This is a genomic window from Murimonas intestini (assembly GCF_024622195.1).
Lineage (GTDB): Bacteria > Bacillota > Clostridia > Lachnospirales > Lachnospiraceae > Murimonas > Murimonas intestini.
Genome location: NZ_JANKBI010000015.1, coordinates 51,319 through 70,913, shown reverse-complemented (window position 1 = coordinate 70,913; position 19,595 = coordinate 51,319). Strand labels below are relative to the sequence as shown.

Annotated in this window: 18 protein-coding genes, 6 tRNA genes and 1 pseudogene; 3 read left to right on the top strand and 22 right to left on the bottom strand. The window is 45.1% G+C overall.

Annotated features, from left to right (window positions below):
* Nucleotide 1: 1 nt before the first annotated feature.
* The 14 genes from NSB28_RS18500 to NSB28_RS18435 all read right to left on the bottom strand — a co-directional run bounded on the left by NSB28_RS18500 (nt 2) and on the right by NSB28_RS18435 (nt 7,283).
* On the bottom strand, nt 2-925 hold the full coding sequence (locus NSB28_RS18500) for a radical SAM protein (RefSeq protein WP_109748157.1): 924 nt from the start codon (nt 923-925) through the stop codon (nt 2-4).
* 303 nt (nt 926-1,228) lie between these two features.
* Nucleotides 1,229-1,525, bottom strand: coding sequence for a hypothetical protein (locus NSB28_RS18495; protein ID WP_257497876.1), 297 nt, complete (start codon nt 1,523-1,525; stop codon nt 1,229-1,231).
* A 143-nt stretch (nt 1,526-1,668) separates the two neighbouring features.
* Entirely contained in the window at nt 1,669-2,004 is a 336-nt protein-coding gene (locus NSB28_RS18490) for a hypothetical protein (RefSeq protein WP_109748086.1), read from the bottom strand.
* Nucleotides 2,005-2,028: 24 nt separating this feature from the next.
* Nucleotides 2,029-2,502: a hypothetical protein gene (locus NSB28_RS18485; RefSeq protein WP_109748085.1), complete on the bottom strand. Its 474-nt coding sequence runs from the start codon at nt 2,500-2,502 to the stop codon at nt 2,029-2,031.
* Between the two features lie 134 nt (nt 2,503-2,636).
* Nucleotides 2,637-2,861, bottom strand: a complete 225-nt coding sequence (locus tag NSB28_RS18480; protein ID WP_257497877.1) for a hypothetical protein — start codon at nt 2,859-2,861, stop codon at nt 2,637-2,639.
* 39 nt (nt 2,862-2,900) lie between these two features.
* Complete coding sequence (locus NSB28_RS18475; protein ID WP_109748083.1) at nt 2,901-3,125, bottom strand: hypothetical protein; 225 nt, start codon at nt 3,123-3,125, stop codon at nt 2,901-2,903.
* Nucleotides 3,106-3,579 (bottom strand): RNase H family protein, encoded by a 474-nt coding sequence (locus NSB28_RS18470; protein ID WP_257497878.1) that lies wholly within the window; start codon nt 3,577-3,579, stop codon nt 3,106-3,108. Before NSB28_RS18470 ends, NSB28_RS18475 begins: the two co-directional genes overlap by 20 nt.
* A gap of 26 nt (nt 3,580-3,605) precedes the next feature.
* A complete protein-coding gene (locus NSB28_RS18465; RefSeq protein WP_109748081.1) occupies nt 3,606-4,457 on the bottom strand; it encodes a rolling circle replication-associated protein in 852 nt (283 codons plus the stop codon).
* A 175-nt stretch (nt 4,458-4,632) separates the two neighbouring features.
* Entirely contained in the window at nt 4,633-5,079 is a 447-nt protein-coding gene (locus tag NSB28_RS18460; protein WP_109748080.1) for a hypothetical protein, read from the bottom strand.
* Complete coding sequence (locus NSB28_RS18455; RefSeq protein WP_257497879.1) at nt 5,076-5,258, bottom strand: hypothetical protein; 183 nt, start codon at nt 5,256-5,258, stop codon at nt 5,076-5,078. Before NSB28_RS18455 ends, NSB28_RS18460 begins: the two co-directional genes overlap by 4 nt.
* Before the next feature lie 628 nt (nt 5,259-5,886).
* On the bottom strand, nt 5,887-6,060 hold the full coding sequence (locus NSB28_RS18450) for a hypothetical protein (RefSeq protein ID WP_257497880.1): 174 nt from the start codon (nt 6,058-6,060) through the stop codon (nt 5,887-5,889).
* A 278-nt stretch (nt 6,061-6,338) separates the two neighbouring features.
* Nucleotides 6,339-6,461, bottom strand: coding sequence for a hypothetical protein (locus NSB28_RS18445; protein ID WP_257497881.1), 123 nt, complete (start codon nt 6,459-6,461; stop codon nt 6,339-6,341).
* A gap of 307 nt (nt 6,462-6,768) precedes the next feature.
* Nucleotides 6,769-6,996, bottom strand: a complete 228-nt coding sequence (locus NSB28_RS18440; protein WP_109748077.1) for a hypothetical protein — start codon at nt 6,994-6,996, stop codon at nt 6,769-6,771.
* Nucleotides 6,997-7,067: 71 nt separating this feature from the next.
* The gene (locus tag NSB28_RS18435) at nt 7,068-7,283 is read right to left on the bottom strand and encodes a helix-turn-helix domain-containing protein (RefSeq protein ID WP_109748076.1); all 216 of its coding nucleotides are present in this window, start codon (nt 7,281-7,283) and stop codon (nt 7,068-7,070) included.
* A 169-nt stretch (nt 7,284-7,452) separates the two neighbouring features.
* On the opposite strand from NSB28_RS18435, the gene NSB28_RS18430 reads away from it, so the two are divergent.
* The 3 genes and pseudogenes from NSB28_RS18430 to NSB28_RS25160 all read left to right on the top strand — a co-directional run.
* Nucleotides 7,453-7,803 carry a helix-turn-helix transcriptional regulator gene (locus tag NSB28_RS18430; RefSeq protein WP_257497882.1) on the top strand — a complete coding sequence of 117 codons (351 nt, stop codon included), beginning with the start codon at nt 7,453-7,455 and terminating at the stop codon, nt 7,801-7,803.
* Between the two features lie 141 nt (nt 7,804-7,944).
* On the top strand, nt 7,945-8,337 hold the full coding sequence (locus NSB28_RS18425; RefSeq protein ID WP_257497883.1) for a hypothetical protein: 393 nt from the start codon (nt 7,945-7,947) through the stop codon (nt 8,335-8,337).
* Nucleotides 8,338-8,491: 154 nt separating this feature from the next.
* Nucleotides 8,492-9,472: pseudogene (locus NSB28_RS25160) on the top strand (recombinase family protein); the annotation flags it as partial.
* A 526-nt stretch (nt 9,473-9,998) separates the two neighbouring features.
* Here NSB28_RS25160 and NSB28_RS18420 read toward each other — a convergent pair.
* The 8 genes from NSB28_RS18420 to NSB28_RS18385 all read right to left on the bottom strand — a co-directional run bounded on the left by NSB28_RS18420 (nt 9,999) and on the right by NSB28_RS18385 (nt 19,582).
* Nucleotides 9,999-10,084 (bottom strand) — tRNA-Leu (locus NSB28_RS18420).
* A 23-nt stretch (nt 10,085-10,107) separates the two neighbouring features.
* A tRNA-Val gene (locus tag NSB28_RS18415) sits at nt 10,108-10,180 on the bottom strand.
* Between the two features lie 41 nt (nt 10,181-10,221).
* Nucleotides 10,222-10,295, bottom strand: a tRNA-Asp gene (locus tag NSB28_RS18410).
* A gap of 22 nt (nt 10,296-10,317) precedes the next feature.
* Nucleotides 10,318-10,391 (bottom strand) — tRNA-Ile (locus tag NSB28_RS18405).
* A gap of 5 nt (nt 10,392-10,396) precedes the next feature.
* Nucleotides 10,397-10,469: transfer RNA gene (locus tag NSB28_RS18400), tRNA-Thr, on the bottom strand.
* A gap of 26 nt (nt 10,470-10,495) precedes the next feature.
* A tRNA-Glu gene (locus NSB28_RS18395) sits at nt 10,496-10,567 on the bottom strand.
* A 101-nt stretch (nt 10,568-10,668) separates the two neighbouring features.
* A complete protein-coding gene (locus NSB28_RS18390; RefSeq protein WP_109748073.1) occupies nt 10,669-11,838 on the bottom strand; it encodes a GGDEF domain-containing protein in 1,170 nt (389 codons plus the stop codon).
* 169 nt (nt 11,839-12,007) lie between these two features.
* Nucleotides 12,008-19,582, bottom strand: a complete 7,575-nt coding sequence (locus NSB28_RS18385; RefSeq protein WP_109748072.1) for a GEVED domain-containing protein — start codon at nt 19,580-19,582, stop codon at nt 12,008-12,010.
* Between the last annotated feature and the right edge of the window lie 13 nt (nt 19,583-19,595).

Here is a 19,595-nt window from a genome sequence, read left to right as displayed (position 1 = left end):
ATTATGCTATATAATCCTCAAATCTCTTGCACGATCTCCATATGATCCGATTATTAACCCATCGTTGCATATCACGATAAATCTGTGCAGCATGCTTTTTGTCATATATCATCACATATGGGTCAAACCGTAGATCACGCAGTGTGTAAATCCTATATAGGTCCTGCTCTATTGTACTGTTAAAATTAACCAGTACATATACTACCTTTCTTGTCTCTGATTTTCTGCTATAACATTCCGAGAATCTTTTAAAATCCTCTGTCAAATCCTGATCAGGCTGATCCCATGCCAGATGCATCCTCCTGATCCGCATCCGGTTTAGCATTTCGATCCGTTCCGGTGTCGCCAACCTGACATCTATACCTTGCGTAAAGTCTATAATTGCCCTGGATTCTATAAGCTGCCCCAGAATATCCTCCCAGTCCCGGCACGCAAACGTATTCGGATCACACAGCATTATTTTCCCCTGTCCGTCCCAAAACTCACGGAGATTAGCTACCTTGTTACTGCATCTCCCCTCTTTCGCCGCTACATGGCAGAATTCACATCCACGCGGACAACCTCTTGTCAAAAATCCAAAAGCAGTATCAATAGTCAACTCTGGGTATAGACTGTAGTCTGGATAAATATGCTCAATCTCTGCTGGCAATAAGCTGTCTCGCTTTGCATAATAGATTTCTTTCCCATCTACCAGATCTATACAATATCCAGAACCACATTTAATTATTTCATCAGCATTTATACAATCCGTATAATCTGTGGTAAAAGAAAATACTTTGCTCATGTATACGCGATCCATGTGACCGGAAAACATTGGCTGATACCACTCAACTGTATCTCCTTGCCGCTTATGCCATGCTGACAATTTCATCAACGGCAAGTTGGGGAAGTGGTGTCCATCTATGTCTATTAATCCTATTTTCATATTTTTCAAAAGGTTCCGCATATGCTTTCCCGGCCGGGGAACGGCTCCTTTCTTTGATCGTTAAATCACAATTTTTGTAAACTGGGCATATTTAATTTCAAATTTCATATATTCCTCCCGGTCATGGATTCATCTAATCTAATATCCTGATCCTGAATGAAATCCAATAACCTCCTTAATTCGTTCTCTCCTAGCTGATATCCTTCATCCTGACATTCTGCCATAATCATTTTATTTAAGGTATCAGATATCTCGCATTCCGGTTTATTGTACAACCTCATATAATTTTTCCACATTTTATCCCTACTTGTTTATTTTCTTTGCCCTGATTCTACATTCTCTATATAGATCCTTCCACTCTACTTTATTTAATTTTCTTTTATAGCATAAATATCTTAAGAACTTTTTCTTAAAATTTTGCAAATCATTTTCAGCTTTTTCTCCCTTGTACCCAAGTGTTACCGCTACCCATAATGATGGGCTTATGGTTCCCATCCATCTATGCAGCCTGTTTTTGCATACGCAGTATGGTAATCGGGGTTTTGTTTTTTCCATATACTCTGCATAAAAAACTTTTTTGTTTCTTTTTTTAAGCTTCATCGATTGCACCCCCATTTAGCATTCTTCTTCTGATTTCGTTTCCAAGTCCTTTCCGGGCGCACGTGCGGGTGTGCGCCCTTATAACTGGCTTACAATAGTTACAACGTGATATATTTGCATCCCTGTGGGTAGGTGCCTATTGTTTATGAAATCAGGCTATCCCAAAAGTTTTGTACCGTATCCTCGTAAAAATCAGATACGTCATCCTCGCTATATCCCTCTTTACGCAAGTAGGATATTCCATCACTTGTGTGATGCTCAATCTTTTCAGCCAGATCATAATTAATCTTTGATACTGGCTCGTTATGCATCGGCACAACAACAAGATGATCGTTACCATTACTATCCGTAAACCGATTAACTATCTTGCAGACATACAGTTCCCCTTTTTCGTATTTTTCTGCATCCCTAACGATGCAGAATCCGCATTTTACTTCATACCCGCCTTTGGTGTTTATGACTTTGGCAATTGTTAACATAGTTCTTTCCTCCTCTTTTTTCCCTTACCATTCATTGACGCAAGGGTATAATTGTTTGTCAGTTTCGATATTGTTATTTTTGCATGTGTCTGTATAATGAACATGCTTTTTTAAATAATCGTTTGTTGTCCTCATACACAATGTTGCTATGTATGATTTTTTCTTTTTCCAAGGCATGGACATCCATATGCCTGATTTATAGTACGCATTGATACAGCACTCCTGCGCTATATCATCTATAAAATCAGATGGGCGCATTCTCCATTTTTTTACCTGGTATGCGACCATATTGCGTATATGGCGTGTAATCATCGGCTGTGTAAGCTCTGTCCATGCATCTGAGGCTATGTTAATAGCCTTTACATGATACCCCGGGCATATATGGTCAACTCTTCCAGAAAGTAACCTCCACGCTGACACATGGGACACATGGTAGTTACCCATTATATAATCATAGTTCCGGCATCCCTGCGGGATGTCTAAAAGTGTCAGCCTCATCTTATGTCCCTCCTTATTTGTCAAATAAATTCGTTAAGACAGTGTTTTAAATAGTTACAAATAGTTACGTCCGATCAGCTCCATGAACTCTTCTCTTGTATGCGTCTTTTCAAATTCTTTCTGGCAGATTGCCTTTAATCTGTCAGATACTTCTGCATTAACATGCACGGCCTCCTGGCCGTATTGATGATGTCTATCAATGCATAAATTGGCTTTAAATCCATATGCTTCACTGATTTGGCGCTCTCCCGGCCCGAAGAAGATGTGATGGTTATGTACTCGTTTATAGCTGTAATCCCCCTCCAGCATGCATAAAAAACATTGTTTTTCAGTTTGATCCTGAATAATACTTTTTCCATGCTTTTTTATCTTCTTTTTTCGTTCTGGCTTTGGGAACATCAACCCGCTCGTTTCCATCTTTTTTTCTTCCTCTCTTTGGCAGCCTTCTCCTGCTGCCGGTCATAATCTGTCTCGTAATAGTACTCCTCGCTGTTTGTGTCATAATAAAAGTGGTATGTATTTCCGTCCTTTTCCATGCTCCCTACGTATATCCCGAGTGGAGGCTCCCCCGGCCTTACTGATCTGGCAGAGTTCCATGCCTCCTTAAGCACATCCGTTTTCATTAGATAGCGCCTTCTTCCTATCCTGTATTTCCTTCTGCATCCATAGCTTATATGGATGACATTTTGTATACTCAACGTGTACCAAGTGCGGTTGCATCTTCTCATTAACCTTCTGCCACAAATAACTGTTCTTTACCTGTTTCCCTGCTGTATTCCTCCATCCATTTGCCTGCCATCTTTGCGGCCATCCCTCATGAAGACTGTTCGAAATATGTATATTGTCCGTAAAGACTGTTATATCACTCGGTTTCTGAAAACGCTCCAAGGCCATCCATAGGGCTTCCAGAATCATTTGATTAGCCGTCCTGCCTTTCAAAAAACAGAATCCCTCTTTTGTTTTATCAATTACTTCTCCACCCCTTACCACCTGGGCTTCAATGACATATCCACACCAACCGTCTATTGGCCGTGTACTTTTCACATTTGACTCAAGATATATTTTTACTTTCTTCACAAAGACACCTCCTGTCCCATTTGTTATCATCGTTTCTTGCGTTTTCTCTTCTTTTTCGCGGACAATAGTGCAAGTTTGTCCGCCGTTTGCTGGTATAAATCATCCTCTATCTCAATACCTTCATGGTCTGACGCTGTCCGCAGCCTTATCATTGTGTAATACCGGTATGGTTTACCGCTGACTTTATTCTCCCCTTCCACAACGCTGTCCTTGTCTATGTAATATCCCGGTAATGCTTCCGGTTCATTTTTAAACTCATGTTTATACATGTCTTCTTCTATCGGCTCCGGTACTTCCAGATTTCTGCTCCTGGTATAGCGCAGCTTATTGGGGTTACCCTCTTTTTTAAAGGTCTTGCTTGTCTCCTTTATCAAGTACTCTGCCAAGTCTTTGTATTCCCCGGTGTCATCCATCGGAACAAACTTTGGTCTCCCATATTCCCAGTTCTTTTTTACCAGTTTGGCCGTTGTTGTCTGGCCTACTATGATATTCTGGATCACTATATGGTGGTGGATCGCTTTATTTTCATACTCCGTCACCATTATGTATTTTAATTCGTATCCCAGTTTCTTGAAGTCCCGGCGCATGGCTGCCAGGAATCTTTTTACTGCCTTCCTCGCCGCCTCTACTACCAGGCGCTTGTCCTTTTCATATGTCAGGACCATGTGCCAGTCATCAGGGCCGAAGTTATTATTTATCAGCCTCCTCAAGTTCTTCTCAGCATTCCACTGGTTTTGTCGTTCTATGTCTTCCTGGGTAGCCTTTTTCTTGTCTTTCCTTTTCTGGCCCTTTGCACCATAGTTGCCTTTATGGTTCTCCTCTACCTCTATACTGTTTCTGAGAGGAAAGTATTTTCTCCTGTATTTATAATTTGCCATCCTCTATACCTGCCTATGTTTAATATCCTTATCAAGTCTTAAAAGGGCCGAAAGCCCTTGTTTTTATTGACTTTCAGCCCTCAGGATGGTATACTGATTATGGTGTTAATTCCGAGGGCTTTAAGCCTTGCCTGCATACTTCCCGGTATGCAGGCTTTTATTTTCCCATGTTTATTCATTCCGTCCAAAGCTCCAGTTTTTTCAAGCAGTATGTACACCACATCACTGCCTCCATGTAATCCTGTGCCTCCATCTCTGCAATTTCTCTCTTCAGATCCTGGACCCGCTTCTGACTGACCAGCAGCATGTCTGCTTCATTTCCCTGCTGCCGGTGTACCCCTGCATATGTCTTTCCATCCTTCCTCTTTCCCTGCATCAGCCTGTCCAAATGCGCTGTGCATTTTTTGTAGGCCTTTTTGTTTTCATTCTCTGCCCATACATCCATGTCACCTACAAAATTATAGTGTCCATCATACCTGCGCGCAGCATCAAAACCCTGATCCATAACATATACATTAACCAGACCGCCATGGTTGCTTATGTCTATGTCTGCGTAGGCGCTTGTCTGCTCCTGTACATCCAGCACCATATCAACCAGGCTGTGTATCTGCTCCCTTGTCATCTCCGCTTCCTCCTCTCTCTTATCAAATCCATGATTTCGATCAGCAGCACATAGCCGCTCAGATACATCACCTCCGCCCCGATCAGGCACGTAACAAGCGACTCTCCGCTGTTGTAGACGATGGCCAGCGATATGGCCATGGCGGCTGTACTGCATAAAAATTTCTTCCACAGCTTCATTTTTTCCTTTTTCCGGGCTATTTTGCTGCCCCTGCACATTTACGGTTATTTACTGGTTCCATTTTCCGTCCTGCTTCCCACTTTTCAAAGCTTTCCATGTTTTCCGGCTTTGAAAAAAAATCCTTCATGCTTGCAAGTAGGCCACGTACCATGGAGTTTATATGCTCTTCCGGTACCTTGTTGATGTCTATCTTTATGTCATTTATGTCCAGCACCCCCTTTAACAGTTCACGTCATTAATGTGTATTTGATAATGTAAATTATTATTGATACAATGGTGATTCCCCACCCCATTACCCCTCCCAAAATCCAACTGAATAATTTGGGGTTGTTTCGTTTGATTTCTTCTATTTTCTTTTTTATCTCACTCATGTATTTTTAAACCCCTTTCTATTCTGGTTCCTTAATTGATTTTTTCTATTTTCTCCTTTATACTATTCTTACAGGTGCTACAACACCTAGTAAAATAATAAAGGAGGATTTAGTTATGAATCGTTATAAATTTTCTTATGATTTAGCATTAATTTGTACAAAACAGTGTCTAAATTTTGTTGAACCAAGTTCTGCTGATGATGCTGTTGACCTTGCATTAAAAGTGTTTGAAAACTGCTACAATAAAATACTAAGTTCAGGCAGTCCAGTCCTTGAATTCGTTGAATCCGCTGGGATTGATTGATGTATATTCAATTATTCCTTTTGCAAATTCAATTATTTCTTTAGCTTCTTTTACATTTACTCCTTGCTCTGATAGGATTACTGCTATCTTTTTAGCAAGGAGTATTTTTTCCTCTCTTTTCTTCACTTACTTATATGCTCCTTTCTTTTCCGGTTATCGCAATAATAGTGTCTGCAATAATGGAGTTAACAAAAAGACATTTATCGGTCTTATCAAGCGTCTGCATAGTATCATTTTCATGTAACCTCTCTTTTTTAATAACCTTCTTCCCATTTGCGTATAGGTCCTCATTACCTTCTGGTATATCTGTAAGTCCACACTTCCTTCTTATTTCATTAATTGTAGATTTTCCTCTTCGAATATCTTCATCCCACGATGCAAAATCTGATGTCCTGTAAAGCTTTTTATCTTCCCCACCCCCAAAAAAGGCTTCGATTTCTTTTGGCCCCCTTTGGCTCCGTGACTTTCCTAATGGCCTGAAGTTCTTTTCTGATCAGAACCAGTTCCTGGTATATCTTTTTCAGCATTTCTATTTCATCTCCTTATCTTGCTTTCTTCTCACTATGGTCTGGATCCTTCATTATCTGCGCTCCTATGAGGATTCCTTTTATCTGCAGTTCCCTCGGTTGATTTTTTCCATTTTTCCCCTTATACTGTATTTACAGGTGCTGCAACGCCAAGTAAATACGAAAGGAGCTTGCCATGAATACTCAAATTTTAAAATGTTTAGTACAATTGACTAACTATCAAGTTGATACTGTAATTCCCAAAGACTTATATGAGAAATTCCCGAATTCTCCAAAGACCAGAGAAGAACTTGACTTACTAAGTAGGCTAGGTTATATCACTATCCTTTATGGCGATAATGGTATTGACGATATTGGCGTTAACAAAAAAGCTATTGATTATTTCAAGTAAACCAAGTACCGCAATGGCAAGAAGAATTAATCTATTAGTTTTTCTTGCTATTTTTAAGTTATGAGACATAATCGTTCCTGTCTTTTCGTCTATACATTCTTTTGTCATTTTAAAGTAAAATTTTTCTCTGTTTTTTGTTTCCATTGTTTCCTCCTTTCTATGCTGATTCTCTACTTGATTCATCTGTCAGCCCCAGCAAATAATTTTTCCGCTTTTCAGGCACTTGCCTTTCCATCTTCCATTTTTTCGAAGTCTGTTAAATCCAACGACAGCAATGTGCATATTTTTACAAATTCATCCGCTTTCAGTGTTCTTTTTCCGTCCAATGACCTCCGCAACAGCTCTCTGCTCATTCCTGTCTCATCTGCAATAAAGCTCGGTTTAATTCCTTTTTTTTCAATGTGATTTTTAATTACTTCATGTGCTTTCATAGTTTCCTCCTTTCAGTCTATGTTTTTTAGACCATCCTTAGTATAGTCTATCTTTTTTAGATTGTCAATATGTTTCATTGTTTTTTGTCTATGTTTTATAGATTTTTATTGACAATGTCTGCTTTATGCTTTATCATTGGATTAAATAGCACGAATGAAAGGGGTTCTTATGGTACGAGAAGAGCTAGCTAAGCGTTTAAAATATTATAGAGAATTGAATAATATGACCGTTTATGAGGTTGGCAATGCGGTCGGAAAAAGTGGAAAGACAATTAGTGCATGGGAAACTGGACGTGGGCAGCCTGATGCTGATATGCTCATTGTCTTATGTCGCTTGTATCATATCCATAGTGTAGCCGATCTATATGGTGAGGAAGCCCCTCTACTTTCTGTAGACGAAAAACACCTTGTTGATACATTCCGCTCTTTGAATAATGATGGGCGTAACAAACTTCTTGAGCGCGCATCTGAGCTTTTAGAACTTGGGTATGTAAAAGGGGAATCCGAAAAAATGGCATAAATTCCCAAATGGATTCTAATAAAATAATACATATTAATTTTAGAAGGGAAGAAACATGAGAGGAAAATGTATCTACTAAATAGAGAAATGATAAGATACGTTACATATCTTATTTACCAAATTACAATGGAGGCAATTAAAATGAAAAAGAATCTCATAATTTCTGGTATTTTATTATGTGCGGTCACAATATGTGGTTGCAATTCATCTACTGCTAGTAGCAGTAACCTATCTAAAGTGCAAGACGCTATATCCAGTTATGAAAATGTTTCTGTGTCTGAAGGAATTGTAAAAGATTGCAACATCTTGTATGTCACACTTGGGGAGAATGTTAAATCAGAAGACCTTACTGTATCTGTTACTAAACTTGCAACAGAAGATTGGTTTAATTATTCCTATGTTATGTATAACTCATGTTCAGAAGGTGTTTTATCTCATACAATGGTTCTAAAATCCGATGATATAAAAAGTGGGGCTGCTCAGATTGGTGGACATGTTTGGGTAGATGAAAACAACAATTTGATTCAAGAATAATTTTTATAACGCAAAAGCCGTCCCCATGCTAATGAGGACGGCCATGTAATCGCTCTACCGGTGTTGAGAACCGATATAACAACCTCGCAAATTGATTATATCAAATTTCCCGGCACCTGTATAGGTGTATTTTTTATACCCAATTTTAAGGAGGATGGATATGAATGGAGTAATCTATGCAAGGTACAGTGCCGGCCCCGGGCAGACAGACCAGTCTATTGACGGCCAGCTGCGTGACTGCCGTGAATATGCTGCCAAAAACGATATTACAATTATTGATACCTATATTGACCGGCATATATCCGGTACTGACTTCAAAAATAGGACGGAATTCAATCGACTCATGAACGACTGCAAGAAGCACCAGTTCAGCGCCGTTATAGTGTGGAAAATAGACCGTTTTGGACGCAACCGTGAAGAATTAGCCATGAACAAGGTAAAACTCAAAAAACAGGGCGTTAAACTCCTCTACGCGAAGGAACATATACCTGATGGACCAGAAGGTATCATTCTGGAGTCCCTCCTGGAGGGGATGGCAGAGTACTACTCCGCCGAGCTTGCACAGAAGGTCAGCCGCGGGTTGCTTGAGTCTGTAGAAAAAGGACATGTGTTAGGCGCAAATCCCTTATTTGGATATGACTTACATGATAAACGGTATTTCATTAATCCAACAACAATGCCCATTGTTGTTGAAGTATTTGAACGTTATGCATCCGGTGATACTGCTAAAGTTATAATGGATGATTTAAACCGCAGGGGTTACCGTACCATGAAAGGTAATAATTTTAATGAGAACGCTGTTTACTATATGCTCCGCAATAGGAAGTATATAGGTGAATACCTGTATAAAGGCAAAGTGTACCCTAACGTACCTCAAATTGTAAGCAGCGACCTGTTTGAGCGCGTGCAGGATATACTCGGCCTTAACAGCCGGAATAAGTCGCGTACCAGGTGCACGGCCCCGGTTGAATTCCTTTTGACCGGGAAGGTATTCTGCGGCTACTGCAAAAATACGGTCATCGGAGATTCCGGCACCGGAAGGAGCGAAACATATTATTACTATAAATGCTCTGGCCGTAAGAACAAAAACGCCTGCTGCCAGCTGAAAACTTACCGGAAAGAGTTTTTGGAGAAGTATGTGGCACGGTATACCATAAATAACGTGCTTAAGCCTGACCTTATTGAATTTCTCGCGCGCAAAATTGTTGAGCTGCAGAATGCTGATGACGAAACTATCCTGCTGCGCAACCTGAATAAAAGGAGGAAGGAGATCCAGAAGGGACTTGACAATATTATGAAAGCCATTGAGATGGGGATCATCACGGATACCACCAAAGACAGGCTGGTAGAATTAGAGAGCCAGCGCTCTGACCTTGATGCTGAGATCGCAAAGGCAGAAATAAAAAAGCCTGACATTACAGCTGATCAGGCACGCTACTGGCTATACAATTTTAAAAACGGGGATATAGATGATGTTGAGTTTTGTACAAAGCTCATAAACACCTTCGTCAACTCATTATATCTATACGATGACTATATCGTGATTGTATATAATTTTTGTGACCGCGAAGGATCACCTGAAGAGGTCAATGCTGCCCTGGAAGAAATAAAAATTGACCATGAACTTTCGAACCTCAATGGTTCGGCTGTTCATGGTCAAGTGCCGGCGACCGGAATCGAACCGGTACGGGAGATTAGTCCCGCAGGATTTTAAGTCCTGTGCGTCTGCCAGTTCCGCCACGCCGGCATTCTGCCACGCAATGTGGCAAGTGGGACCTATAGGGCTCGAACCTATGACCCTCTGCTTGTAAGGCAGATGCTCTCCCAGCTGAGCTAAGATCCCATGGGATATGAAATTGCCGCCACATGAATGTTTCATGTGAACGACCCAGATCGGACTCGAACCGACGACCTTCGCCGTGACAGGGCGACGCTCTAACCAACTGAGCCACTGGGCCTTATCTTAAGTTTAACAACAAATGGACCTTCGGGGACTCGAACCCAGGACCGACCGGTTATGAGCCGGTTGCTCTAACCAACTGAGCTAAAGGTCCAAAAGAGCCGATGATCGGACTCGAACCGATAACCTGCTGATTACAAATCAGCTGCTCTGCCAATTGAGCCACATCGGCATTTTTGTGCCGTTGCTAAACTTAAATGACTCCTACGGGAATCGAACCCGTGTTACCGCCGTGAAAGGGCGATGTCTTAACCGCTTGACCAAGGAGCCTTATTTTGTTGTCATCACCTTCAGCAGTGACCGAAAATTATATTATCATAAGTCTTTGCTAAATGCAATACTTTTTTTCGATTTTTTTAATTTTTTTCTTTTCACCTCCTGCTCATTACAACTTTATTCTTCCCAGTTCTCTTTGCCTGATACAATGAATCGTCTGCTTTTGTAATATAGCTGAACCACTCTTCTTCCTTCTCACAGCTTCCCGGGATAGCTGCGTAAATACCGATACTGACGGTTACAGCTGAGATTTCGTCTGATTTAAAAGGGATATCCATTGCCTCTATAGCTGCCCTCATTTCCTGGGCCATGGCAAACGCTTTCCCCTCATCTCTTACCGCACCGACATACATGAATTCCTCCCCGCCGTAGCGTATCAGATGTTCTTCTTCATTTATAATAAATCTTTTAAGCTCCTGTGCCGTCATCTGCAGACACTTATCACCTGCCTGATGTCCAAAGGTGTCATTATATCTCTTAAAATCATCCACATCTATCATCATCACTGCCAGGACTTCACCTTTTGCCATGCACTCTCTGTACAGTTCTTCCATTTTCCCGTCCAGGAATCCCCTGTTCTGCAGTCCAGTAAGGGGATCTGTATTCGCCTTCTCATTTAACAGCCTGTTCTGCTCCATGATCTTCTGCCTGTCCTCGTAGAAGCGCCGTTCATTGTAGTATCTGTAGAAACATATGAATACTACCATAATGATCATAATAGAGGCATTGACATAACTCCCATAATTGCTGGTCCCTTCAGGCTGGTAAAACGGAAGGCAGATATACATGATCAGCTGGGCGCTGCCATACATCATGCATGCCTGACGCGGAGTCAGATAGGAGAGCATAGAAATACTCAGAGCCGAGATCAGGTATGTGCTTATATTCTCAGAAACTCTCTGATCGTATAAAGTGATTCCAAGAGCCCAGGCCAGCATGATCACGCAATACCAAACCTGGAGCCTGATGATAAGCCCGGCCTTCTGCGGCATTATCTTTTTGAAATATGGCCAGCCTGCCAGCCCTGCTGCAGACACTGCTAAAAGAATAGCGTAGAAAAATATATACACTCTGCTTGACTGGGTATGTATCTTCCATCCTGTGTAGGCAAGTGTAAACAGCAGATTGTAGATTTGTATTCCTATTACTATCAGTAAGATAATCCAGAAGTACTTTAGAATACGTTCCGCCACAGCAGTCCTGTACCCTGTCTCCATCTTCTCTGGCCATTGCCTGTGTATCCTGTGCCCTGCATTTTTATCCATAAAGCGTACCACTCTTTCAGTATCGGTATTATCTCATTAATATCACAGGAGTGTACAAATTACAAGTATTTTTTTGAGGCTTATTATACTGGGCATATTTATAAAATGGGACGCTGCAAAATACAGCGCCCCCGCAATTATATCTTCATGGTATATATTCTCCAGGCATTTATTTTCTGCAGACACAAAATTCAGCCACCGCCTGATTATTCAGGGGATCAGGGTCATAAGTGGAGCTTGCGGCTGAGGCCTGGTTCAGTATGGTACCTGAAGCACAGCGGTCTACATATCCGCTGATCAGTATGACGGCTGATGCTCCATTTGCCAGACTTCCCAGACTGATCTGGCCATGCCACGGGAACCAGCTGCTGCCTTCATTCAGTGAGTAGTGGGCATTTTGTATGACAGACGGCAGAAAATCTGTCATCTTCACGTCCTGGGCCGTATCCGGTCCTCTGTTAGATACTATGATCCTGAATACTACAGGACGGCATGGACAGACAGTTCCTGAACTGACTGTTTTAGAGACAGCCAGATCGGCGCTTGGCCCGGTACCTACGTCAACGCTGCTGTGGTCAATATTATTTGTATAGTCAGGATCGGGGGTGTCACTTGTCACATAGGCAGTATTTGTAATAACACCAGACGCTAATGTTACTGTTCCCCTGATGAGGATGACTCTGGTCTCCTGATCCTCCATATCTCCCAGAGGATACGGGCTGATCCAGGGTGACCAGCTGTCACCTCCGTCCGTTGAAAATTCCACGCCGCTCAGTCCGTCAGGACCGTCGTCCCTCAGTCTGACATTCCGGGCCCTTACACTCCCCAGATGCCGTATGACTATCTGATACGTCACCACGTCCCCAGGCCTGGCGCTGGACTTATCCGCCGTCTTCTGCAGGCTCAGGTCCGCCGTCTGGGCCACAGGCGTCCCGACAGTTGCCGTATTATTATCCGGATCAGGGTCAGGCGTCGCCGAAGATACACTCACTGTATTTATGATATATCCTGAAGCGCCGGACTGTACACGTGTACGAATCAATATCCTCCTGACTTCTCCGGCAGCCACTGTGCCAATCTGGTGAGTTCCTGTCCATGCCTGCCAGGTTATTCCTTCATCCAGTGAATATTCAGCATCCGGGACTATATCTGACAGATTTACATCCCGGGCATCAGATGGCCCCGCATTTGATACCAGGACTATATACGTCAGATACTGGCCTGGTCTTGCCGGCACAGGATGGGCCAGCTTAGAGACAGATATATCTGCAGATTCCTGTATTTTTGTGATATCCGTGGCCGTATTATTTTCCGGATGCGGGTCAGGGGTGGATGATGTCACAGCCGCAGTATTTGTTATTGTACCTGACGAGGACAGTTTCAGGTCCCCTCTGATCTTTATTGCCGTACTGCTGCCTGCTGAAAGCTCACTAATCCTGTAAACGGAATCCCATTTTTCCCACGTCAGCCCATTATCTGCCGAATACTCTGCATCTGTGAGCTGGCTGGGCACAGCATCGATCACGGCTATTCCCCTGGCGGTTCCCGGTCCATTATTTGTAACAGTCACTGTATAGACTACCCTTTGCCCCGGAACAGCCGGAACAGGTGAGGCTGTCTTTGTAACAGCAAGGTCCGCCGTATCGTATACCTTCACCACAACCGTAGACGTGTTATTGTCCGGATCAGGGTCAGGAGTACTACTCTTTACTACAGCTGCATTCGCCGTCTCCGCTGCATTCTGGCTTACTCTTCCTCTTATAGCCAGGTCTGAATAGGATTCTCCGGCAGCCATACTGCCAATCACATAGCTGCCGCTCCATCTGCTCCAGGTACTTCCTCCATCAGTCGAATACTCTGTATCTGTGAGTTCACTCAATACTGCCTTATCTTCTATTGTCACCTGCTCTGCTTCCTCCGGCCCCAGATTCCTGACATCCACATAGTAAGTGAGAAGCCCTCCCGGAGCAGCCGTTTCAGGTACTGCTGACTTGGTGATCTTCATATCTGCCAGGCCGCTGACAGGAGTCTCTATCACAGCCGTATTATTACCGGGATCAGGATCGTCTGTTTCACTTTCTACAGAAGCTGTATTCCTGAGAATTCCTGCACCTGCCTCATTTAAAGGCAGCAGTCCTCTGACAAGGATTTCAGCCGCCATTCCTCCTGCCAGACTGGTCATCTCATACGTTCCGCTCCATGGATACCAGCTGACGCCCCCATCGATGGAATATTCCTGATTCTGGAGCACCTGCGGCAGCATATCAGTAAACTGAACATTTACTGCATCTGACGGTCCTGCATTGGAGGCAGCCAGAGTATAAGTGACCCGCTGCCCCGGCACCGCCGGACTGGGGCTGACTGATTTGACCAGTGAAAGATCCGCTTCCGGCTGTATCTGACGCTCATCGACAGCTTTATTGTCGGATGGATCAGGATCAGGCGTTGCCGATGTCACAACAGCCGTATTAATTACTGTACCGGATGCCAGGGAGGCCAGGACTCCTCTTATGGTCAGGCTCAGTTCCGATCCCGGCGCCATCACATCACTCTGGTACGTTCCTGTCCACGGCTGCCATCCCGGGATGCCGTCTGTGGAATATTCTGCATTTTCCAGGATTCCCGGCACGGCATCTATCACTGTTATATCTCTTGCAGCAGACGGACCTGCATTTTTGACTGTCAGAGTATATGTCAGTACTTTTCCCGGTACGGCCGGATCAGGTATCCCGCTCTTTGTAATTGACAGATCTGCCAACGGAACAAGGGCTGTTTCCGCAGCGTCGTTATTATTAGTCATATCTGGATCTGGTGTTGATGAAGCCACAAATACTCTGTTCATCAGATCCCCTTCCGCCTCCGGGTCTATGGTCCCCCTGAGATGTACCGTGATGCTCTGTCCATCTGCCATACTCCCCAGATATATGCTGCCCGTCCACGGGGAGTATGTGATTCCATCAAGTGAGTACTCAGGATTCTGAAGCCCCATCATGTCTGAATCTGTCATTGTAACATCTGCTGCCGTATCAGGCCCGCCATTTATAATATTTACCAGATAATTATATAGACTTCCCGGTACTGCTGTTCCCTCTTCCGCAGTCTTCGTCACGGATAAATCTGCTGACGTACTTACCGGCGTATTAAGCGTAAATATATTGTTGTCAGGATCAGGATCAGGCGTCTGGGCCGCAGCCGAGACAGAATTGTTCACAATCCCGGAGGCCGCACTGCTTAAAGTCCCCCTCAGCAATATCTGTATGCTGTCCCCGCTGGCTATATCTCCGGCCGCATAGGGATTTACCCATGGATTCCAGGTATTTCCTCCGTCTGCTGAAAATTCCGGCCCTGATAATTCCGGCGCTGTACTGTCTGTGACTGACACTGCCTGTGCCGTATCAGGCCCGGCGTTGTTCACCACTATTGTATAAGTCAGCTGCTGCCCCGGTTCTGCCGGTACAGGTGCTGCAGTCTTTTTCACTGATACATCTGCGGAAGTTTCGATGGGCGTCAGAACTATATCCGTATTATTGACAGGATCCGGATCAGGCGTCGCAGAACTGACTGCTGCTGTATTGCTCAGTATCCCTGCTGCCGCACTGTTTACTGTTCCCCTGATCAGAACCTCTGCTGAAGCATCCGCCGCTATTGTCCCAACATTTAAAAATCCAGGCCAGTCATTCCAGCTAATGCCGTTATCTGTTGAAAACTGCGGATTTGCCAAAAGTGAGGGCAGAGTATCTGCCAGTTCTATATTCTGGGCATCTGCCGGACCAGCATTTGAAATAGTGACAGTATATGTCAGTTCTCCTCCTGGTAATACAGGACTGGGGCTGGCTGTTTTTGTGACTGAGATATCGGCCGACGGATCCACAGGCGTAGCTGTGGATGAAGTATTATTGCCCATGTCCGGATCAGGTGTATCTGATGAAACTGACGCCGTATTTGCAATTGTATTTACAGCTGATGCTGCCACAGTCCCGCGCACATATACAACGGCTGCCTCACCCGCATCCAGAGTTCCTACAGAATACGGGCTGCTCCAGGGCGCCCAGTTCTGCTCATCAGCAGACACCTCTGCTCCTGTAAGGACCGGAGGCAGCTCATCCTCAAGGATAACACCTGCTGCCGCTGACGGGCCTGCATTGCTCACAACTAAGGTATAGGTCAGATACTGCCCGGGAACAGCAGGACTGAGGGAGGCTGTCTTTACGACAGAAATATCTGCACTTGCTTCAACAGACGTCGTCACTGTACCGCTGTTGTCCGATGGATCCGGATCAGGTGTGGAAGATGTGACTGAAGCACTGTTTACCACGGTCCCTGCCGCCAAAGAACTGACATTTCCGCGGATCATAATAGTTACAGATTCAGATGCTTCCAGCGTACCTGCCCGGAAGCTGCCGCTCCATGGTATATATACGCCTCCATTTACAGAATACTCCGGGTCATTTATCTCAGAAGGCACCGCATCTGTCACCTCCACATCAGCGGCAGCCCCCGGTCCTGCATTCGAAACTGTAACCGTATAAGAAATCATTCCGCCTGCTTCCACTGATGCCGGTCCTTCCTTAACCAGTGTAAGATCTGCTAAAGCTTCGGCCTGCGTAATGACTGTATCTGCATTATTATCTGGTATGGGATCAGGCGTATCACTCGCAACAAATGACGTATTCACCAGGCTTTCCGTCTGTGTGACATTTACTGTCCCGCGTATAGTCAGCGTAAAAGAACTCCCTGCGGGTAATATCGAAAGTGAGTAGCTCCCCGTCCAGGGTTCTTCTGCACTTCCGTCCACAGAAAACACAGGATTTTCAATTTCTGCCGGCAGAGTATCGGACAGGACCACATTTGCTGCATCTGAAGGCCCGTCATTGCTTACCACTACTGTATAAGTCAAAATCTCTCCCGAAAGGACAGCAGAAGGAGATGCAGTCTTAGTTACTGACAGGTCTGCCGCCGCTTCCACAGTTATGATCTCTGTGTACGTATTATTATTTGGATCAGGGTCATCTGTGGCAGAACTTATCGTAACTGTATTCATCATTTCACCTGTCTGCGCATCAGGATCCACATCACCTCTTAAATAGAGTGTATATATATCCCCCGCTGCCAGGCTCCCCGCCGCATACTCTCCTGTCCATGGATACCAGATAACTGAATCAAAAGAATATTCCTGGTTTAACAGCTCTGCCGGAAGCGCATCGGAAATAATGACCTCTTCCGCCTGGGACGGTCCGCTGTTTGTCACTGTTATAGTATAGATAAGCTGTTGGCCCACACTGACAGGATCAGGCTCTCCTGTCTTAATGACCCCCAGATCAGCCAGCGCAGACTTTGGTACAGTAATGGTTACCGTATTATCAGAGGGGTCAGGATCTGATGTGTCGCTTGTAACAGACGCTGTGTTCTGCAGCTCATCCTGAGTGCCCGCTTCCACTGTCCCCCTCAGCAGGAATGTAAAAGCAGTGCCCGCCTCAATTATCCCTGCATCCAGCTGCCCATGCCACGGCATCCAGCTGGTTCCTCCGTCAGCAGAATATTCCGGCGTGCTGAAATCTGCCGCTGCTATATCATTTATTATGGTATTTTCGGCCGGATCCGGCCCATGATTTGTCACTGTAATATTAAATGTGAACGCCTCTCCTATTACAGCAAAGCTTTCATCTGCTGTTTTAGTGATCTCAAGATCAGCTGCCCGGTCCACCGGCGTGACGGTGGTAGCTGAATTGTTGCCCGGATCAGGGTCCTCTGAGTAAGAAGTCACTGTCGCCGTATTTATCACAGGGCCAAGTACAGAACCATCAAACACCCCCTGGATAACAACAGTGTTCACCTGTCCCGGCGCCATAGTTCCCAGTACAAGAGTTCCGGGCCAGTAGTCAGACGGCCCTCCGTCCAGACTGTATCTCGCACCTGTGATCTCAGGCGGGACTATATCTGTCAGGAGCACATCATATGCATCCTCCGGACCATAATTACTTACTGTTATCGTATAGGTTATGGTATCCCCTGTGGACAGTACCTGCAGATCTGCTGTTTTAGTCACCGACAGGTCCGTGGTAGTCCCGATCTTCAGAATATAATCCTCCACTTCCCCGTCTGATGCCGGCCCCACACTCCTGGTATCCTGGATCTCTGTCCCTGTATCCTGCAGATCATCCGTGGTGAGGCGCAGGCGCAGGAATGTATGGTCCGGCGTCAGCGCACTGCCGGGAGGGCGGCCAAAATCCAGGGTATACTGGCCGGTACCTGAATATGGAGGTATCTGAATGACTGCCGCTGCCTCCGAAGCCTCAAACAGCCCGTTCTTATTAAAATCGATCCACCCATACAGATTTGCCGTATCCCCTGTATCATTCGTCACCGCTGCTGTCAGTGAATAGTTCAGGGCATCTACAGGCAGAACAGGCAGCGGAAGAGTCAGGGCATCATCCTGGATCCCCTGGGTCAGGTCATCCCCGTCTGCCATTGCACTCTGATGTGCGTCATCCTCTGAAGTTACCCGTGTTCCCAGATACAATGGACTTCCCAGACCATGCCGCGGGCCATTGCTGGCAAGAAGAGTATTGTAATTTCCTGCTCCCCCGCCTCCTCCAGCATCAGGGGCATCTCCGAAATCTGTTTCTATAATGGCATAAGGACACATTGCCGCATCAATAAAACTTCCCGGCTGTGTGGCTGAGAAACGCATTCCCGCCGCTGAATACCCGCTGAGCCTGTATCTGTAAATAGTCCCGTCGCTGCTGCTGACTGCATAGAGATTCCCATTGCCATCGACAGCCACAGCCCCGAACAAAGCACCCGGGTTCGGCCCGGTTGTATCAAGGGGAGCCACATCTCCCGTCAATTCATTGATCCTGTAAACTACCCCATTCCTCTCCACTCCGTACAGCCGCCCGTCGGCCGGATTAAACGCCCAGTCTCCTATAGCCAGCGGTGAGGACAGAGCTGTGCCATAGTCCTCTGTCTGCTCCCTGTAGCCGTCTGAAGGATCCACCAGACGGAGAAATGTGGCTGAATCAGGCCGCAGATCTACCGTATAGAACCTGCTGCCGCCCGGTATATATACATAGTAAAATCCCGACATATCAATGGCTCCGGCCGAGTAAGCCGCTGCAGGCATCCCCTCAGGCCTGGGTTCAAGATACATGACATCACCATTCTGATCTACTCTGACTATTGTATTCTGCACCTGGTCATAGCCATAGATAAAATTATCCTCTGTATTAAACCCAACAGCATTCACAGCTGCCGGGCTCTGTACAGGTCCCATGTCGGCTGCATCGCCTGTCACAAGATTGACTGCAAACCTCCCTGTAGGCTGCTCCCCTTCAAATAATATCATTTCCGGCCCGCAGTTATATGGTATCCCCCACATATCATGGCCAAAATCAGGCCCATTTACTGTATTATCACCTGATATCTCTTCCTGTGTGAGTATGACCGTCCCTTTTCTGGGAGTGTTTGAGTGATAGTACCCCGGGGGCTGGCTCACCAGTGAAGGCGGACAGCTGCCTGGAAATATTACGGTTTCATACACAGTGTACGTGCCCGGCTCTGTAACTGTAAAGCTGTAAACACCGTCTGTTCCGGTCTGGACAAAAGTGCAGGCCGGGCTGCCGGGCTGTGTACTGTCTGCTGAATATAAAACGACGTTCACTCCTGGAATTCCCGGCTCACCCGGAGTAAAACGGCCGTCATGATCCATATCATGGAACACCGTGCCGGTGATAAATGCTGGCATAAGTATAATTCCT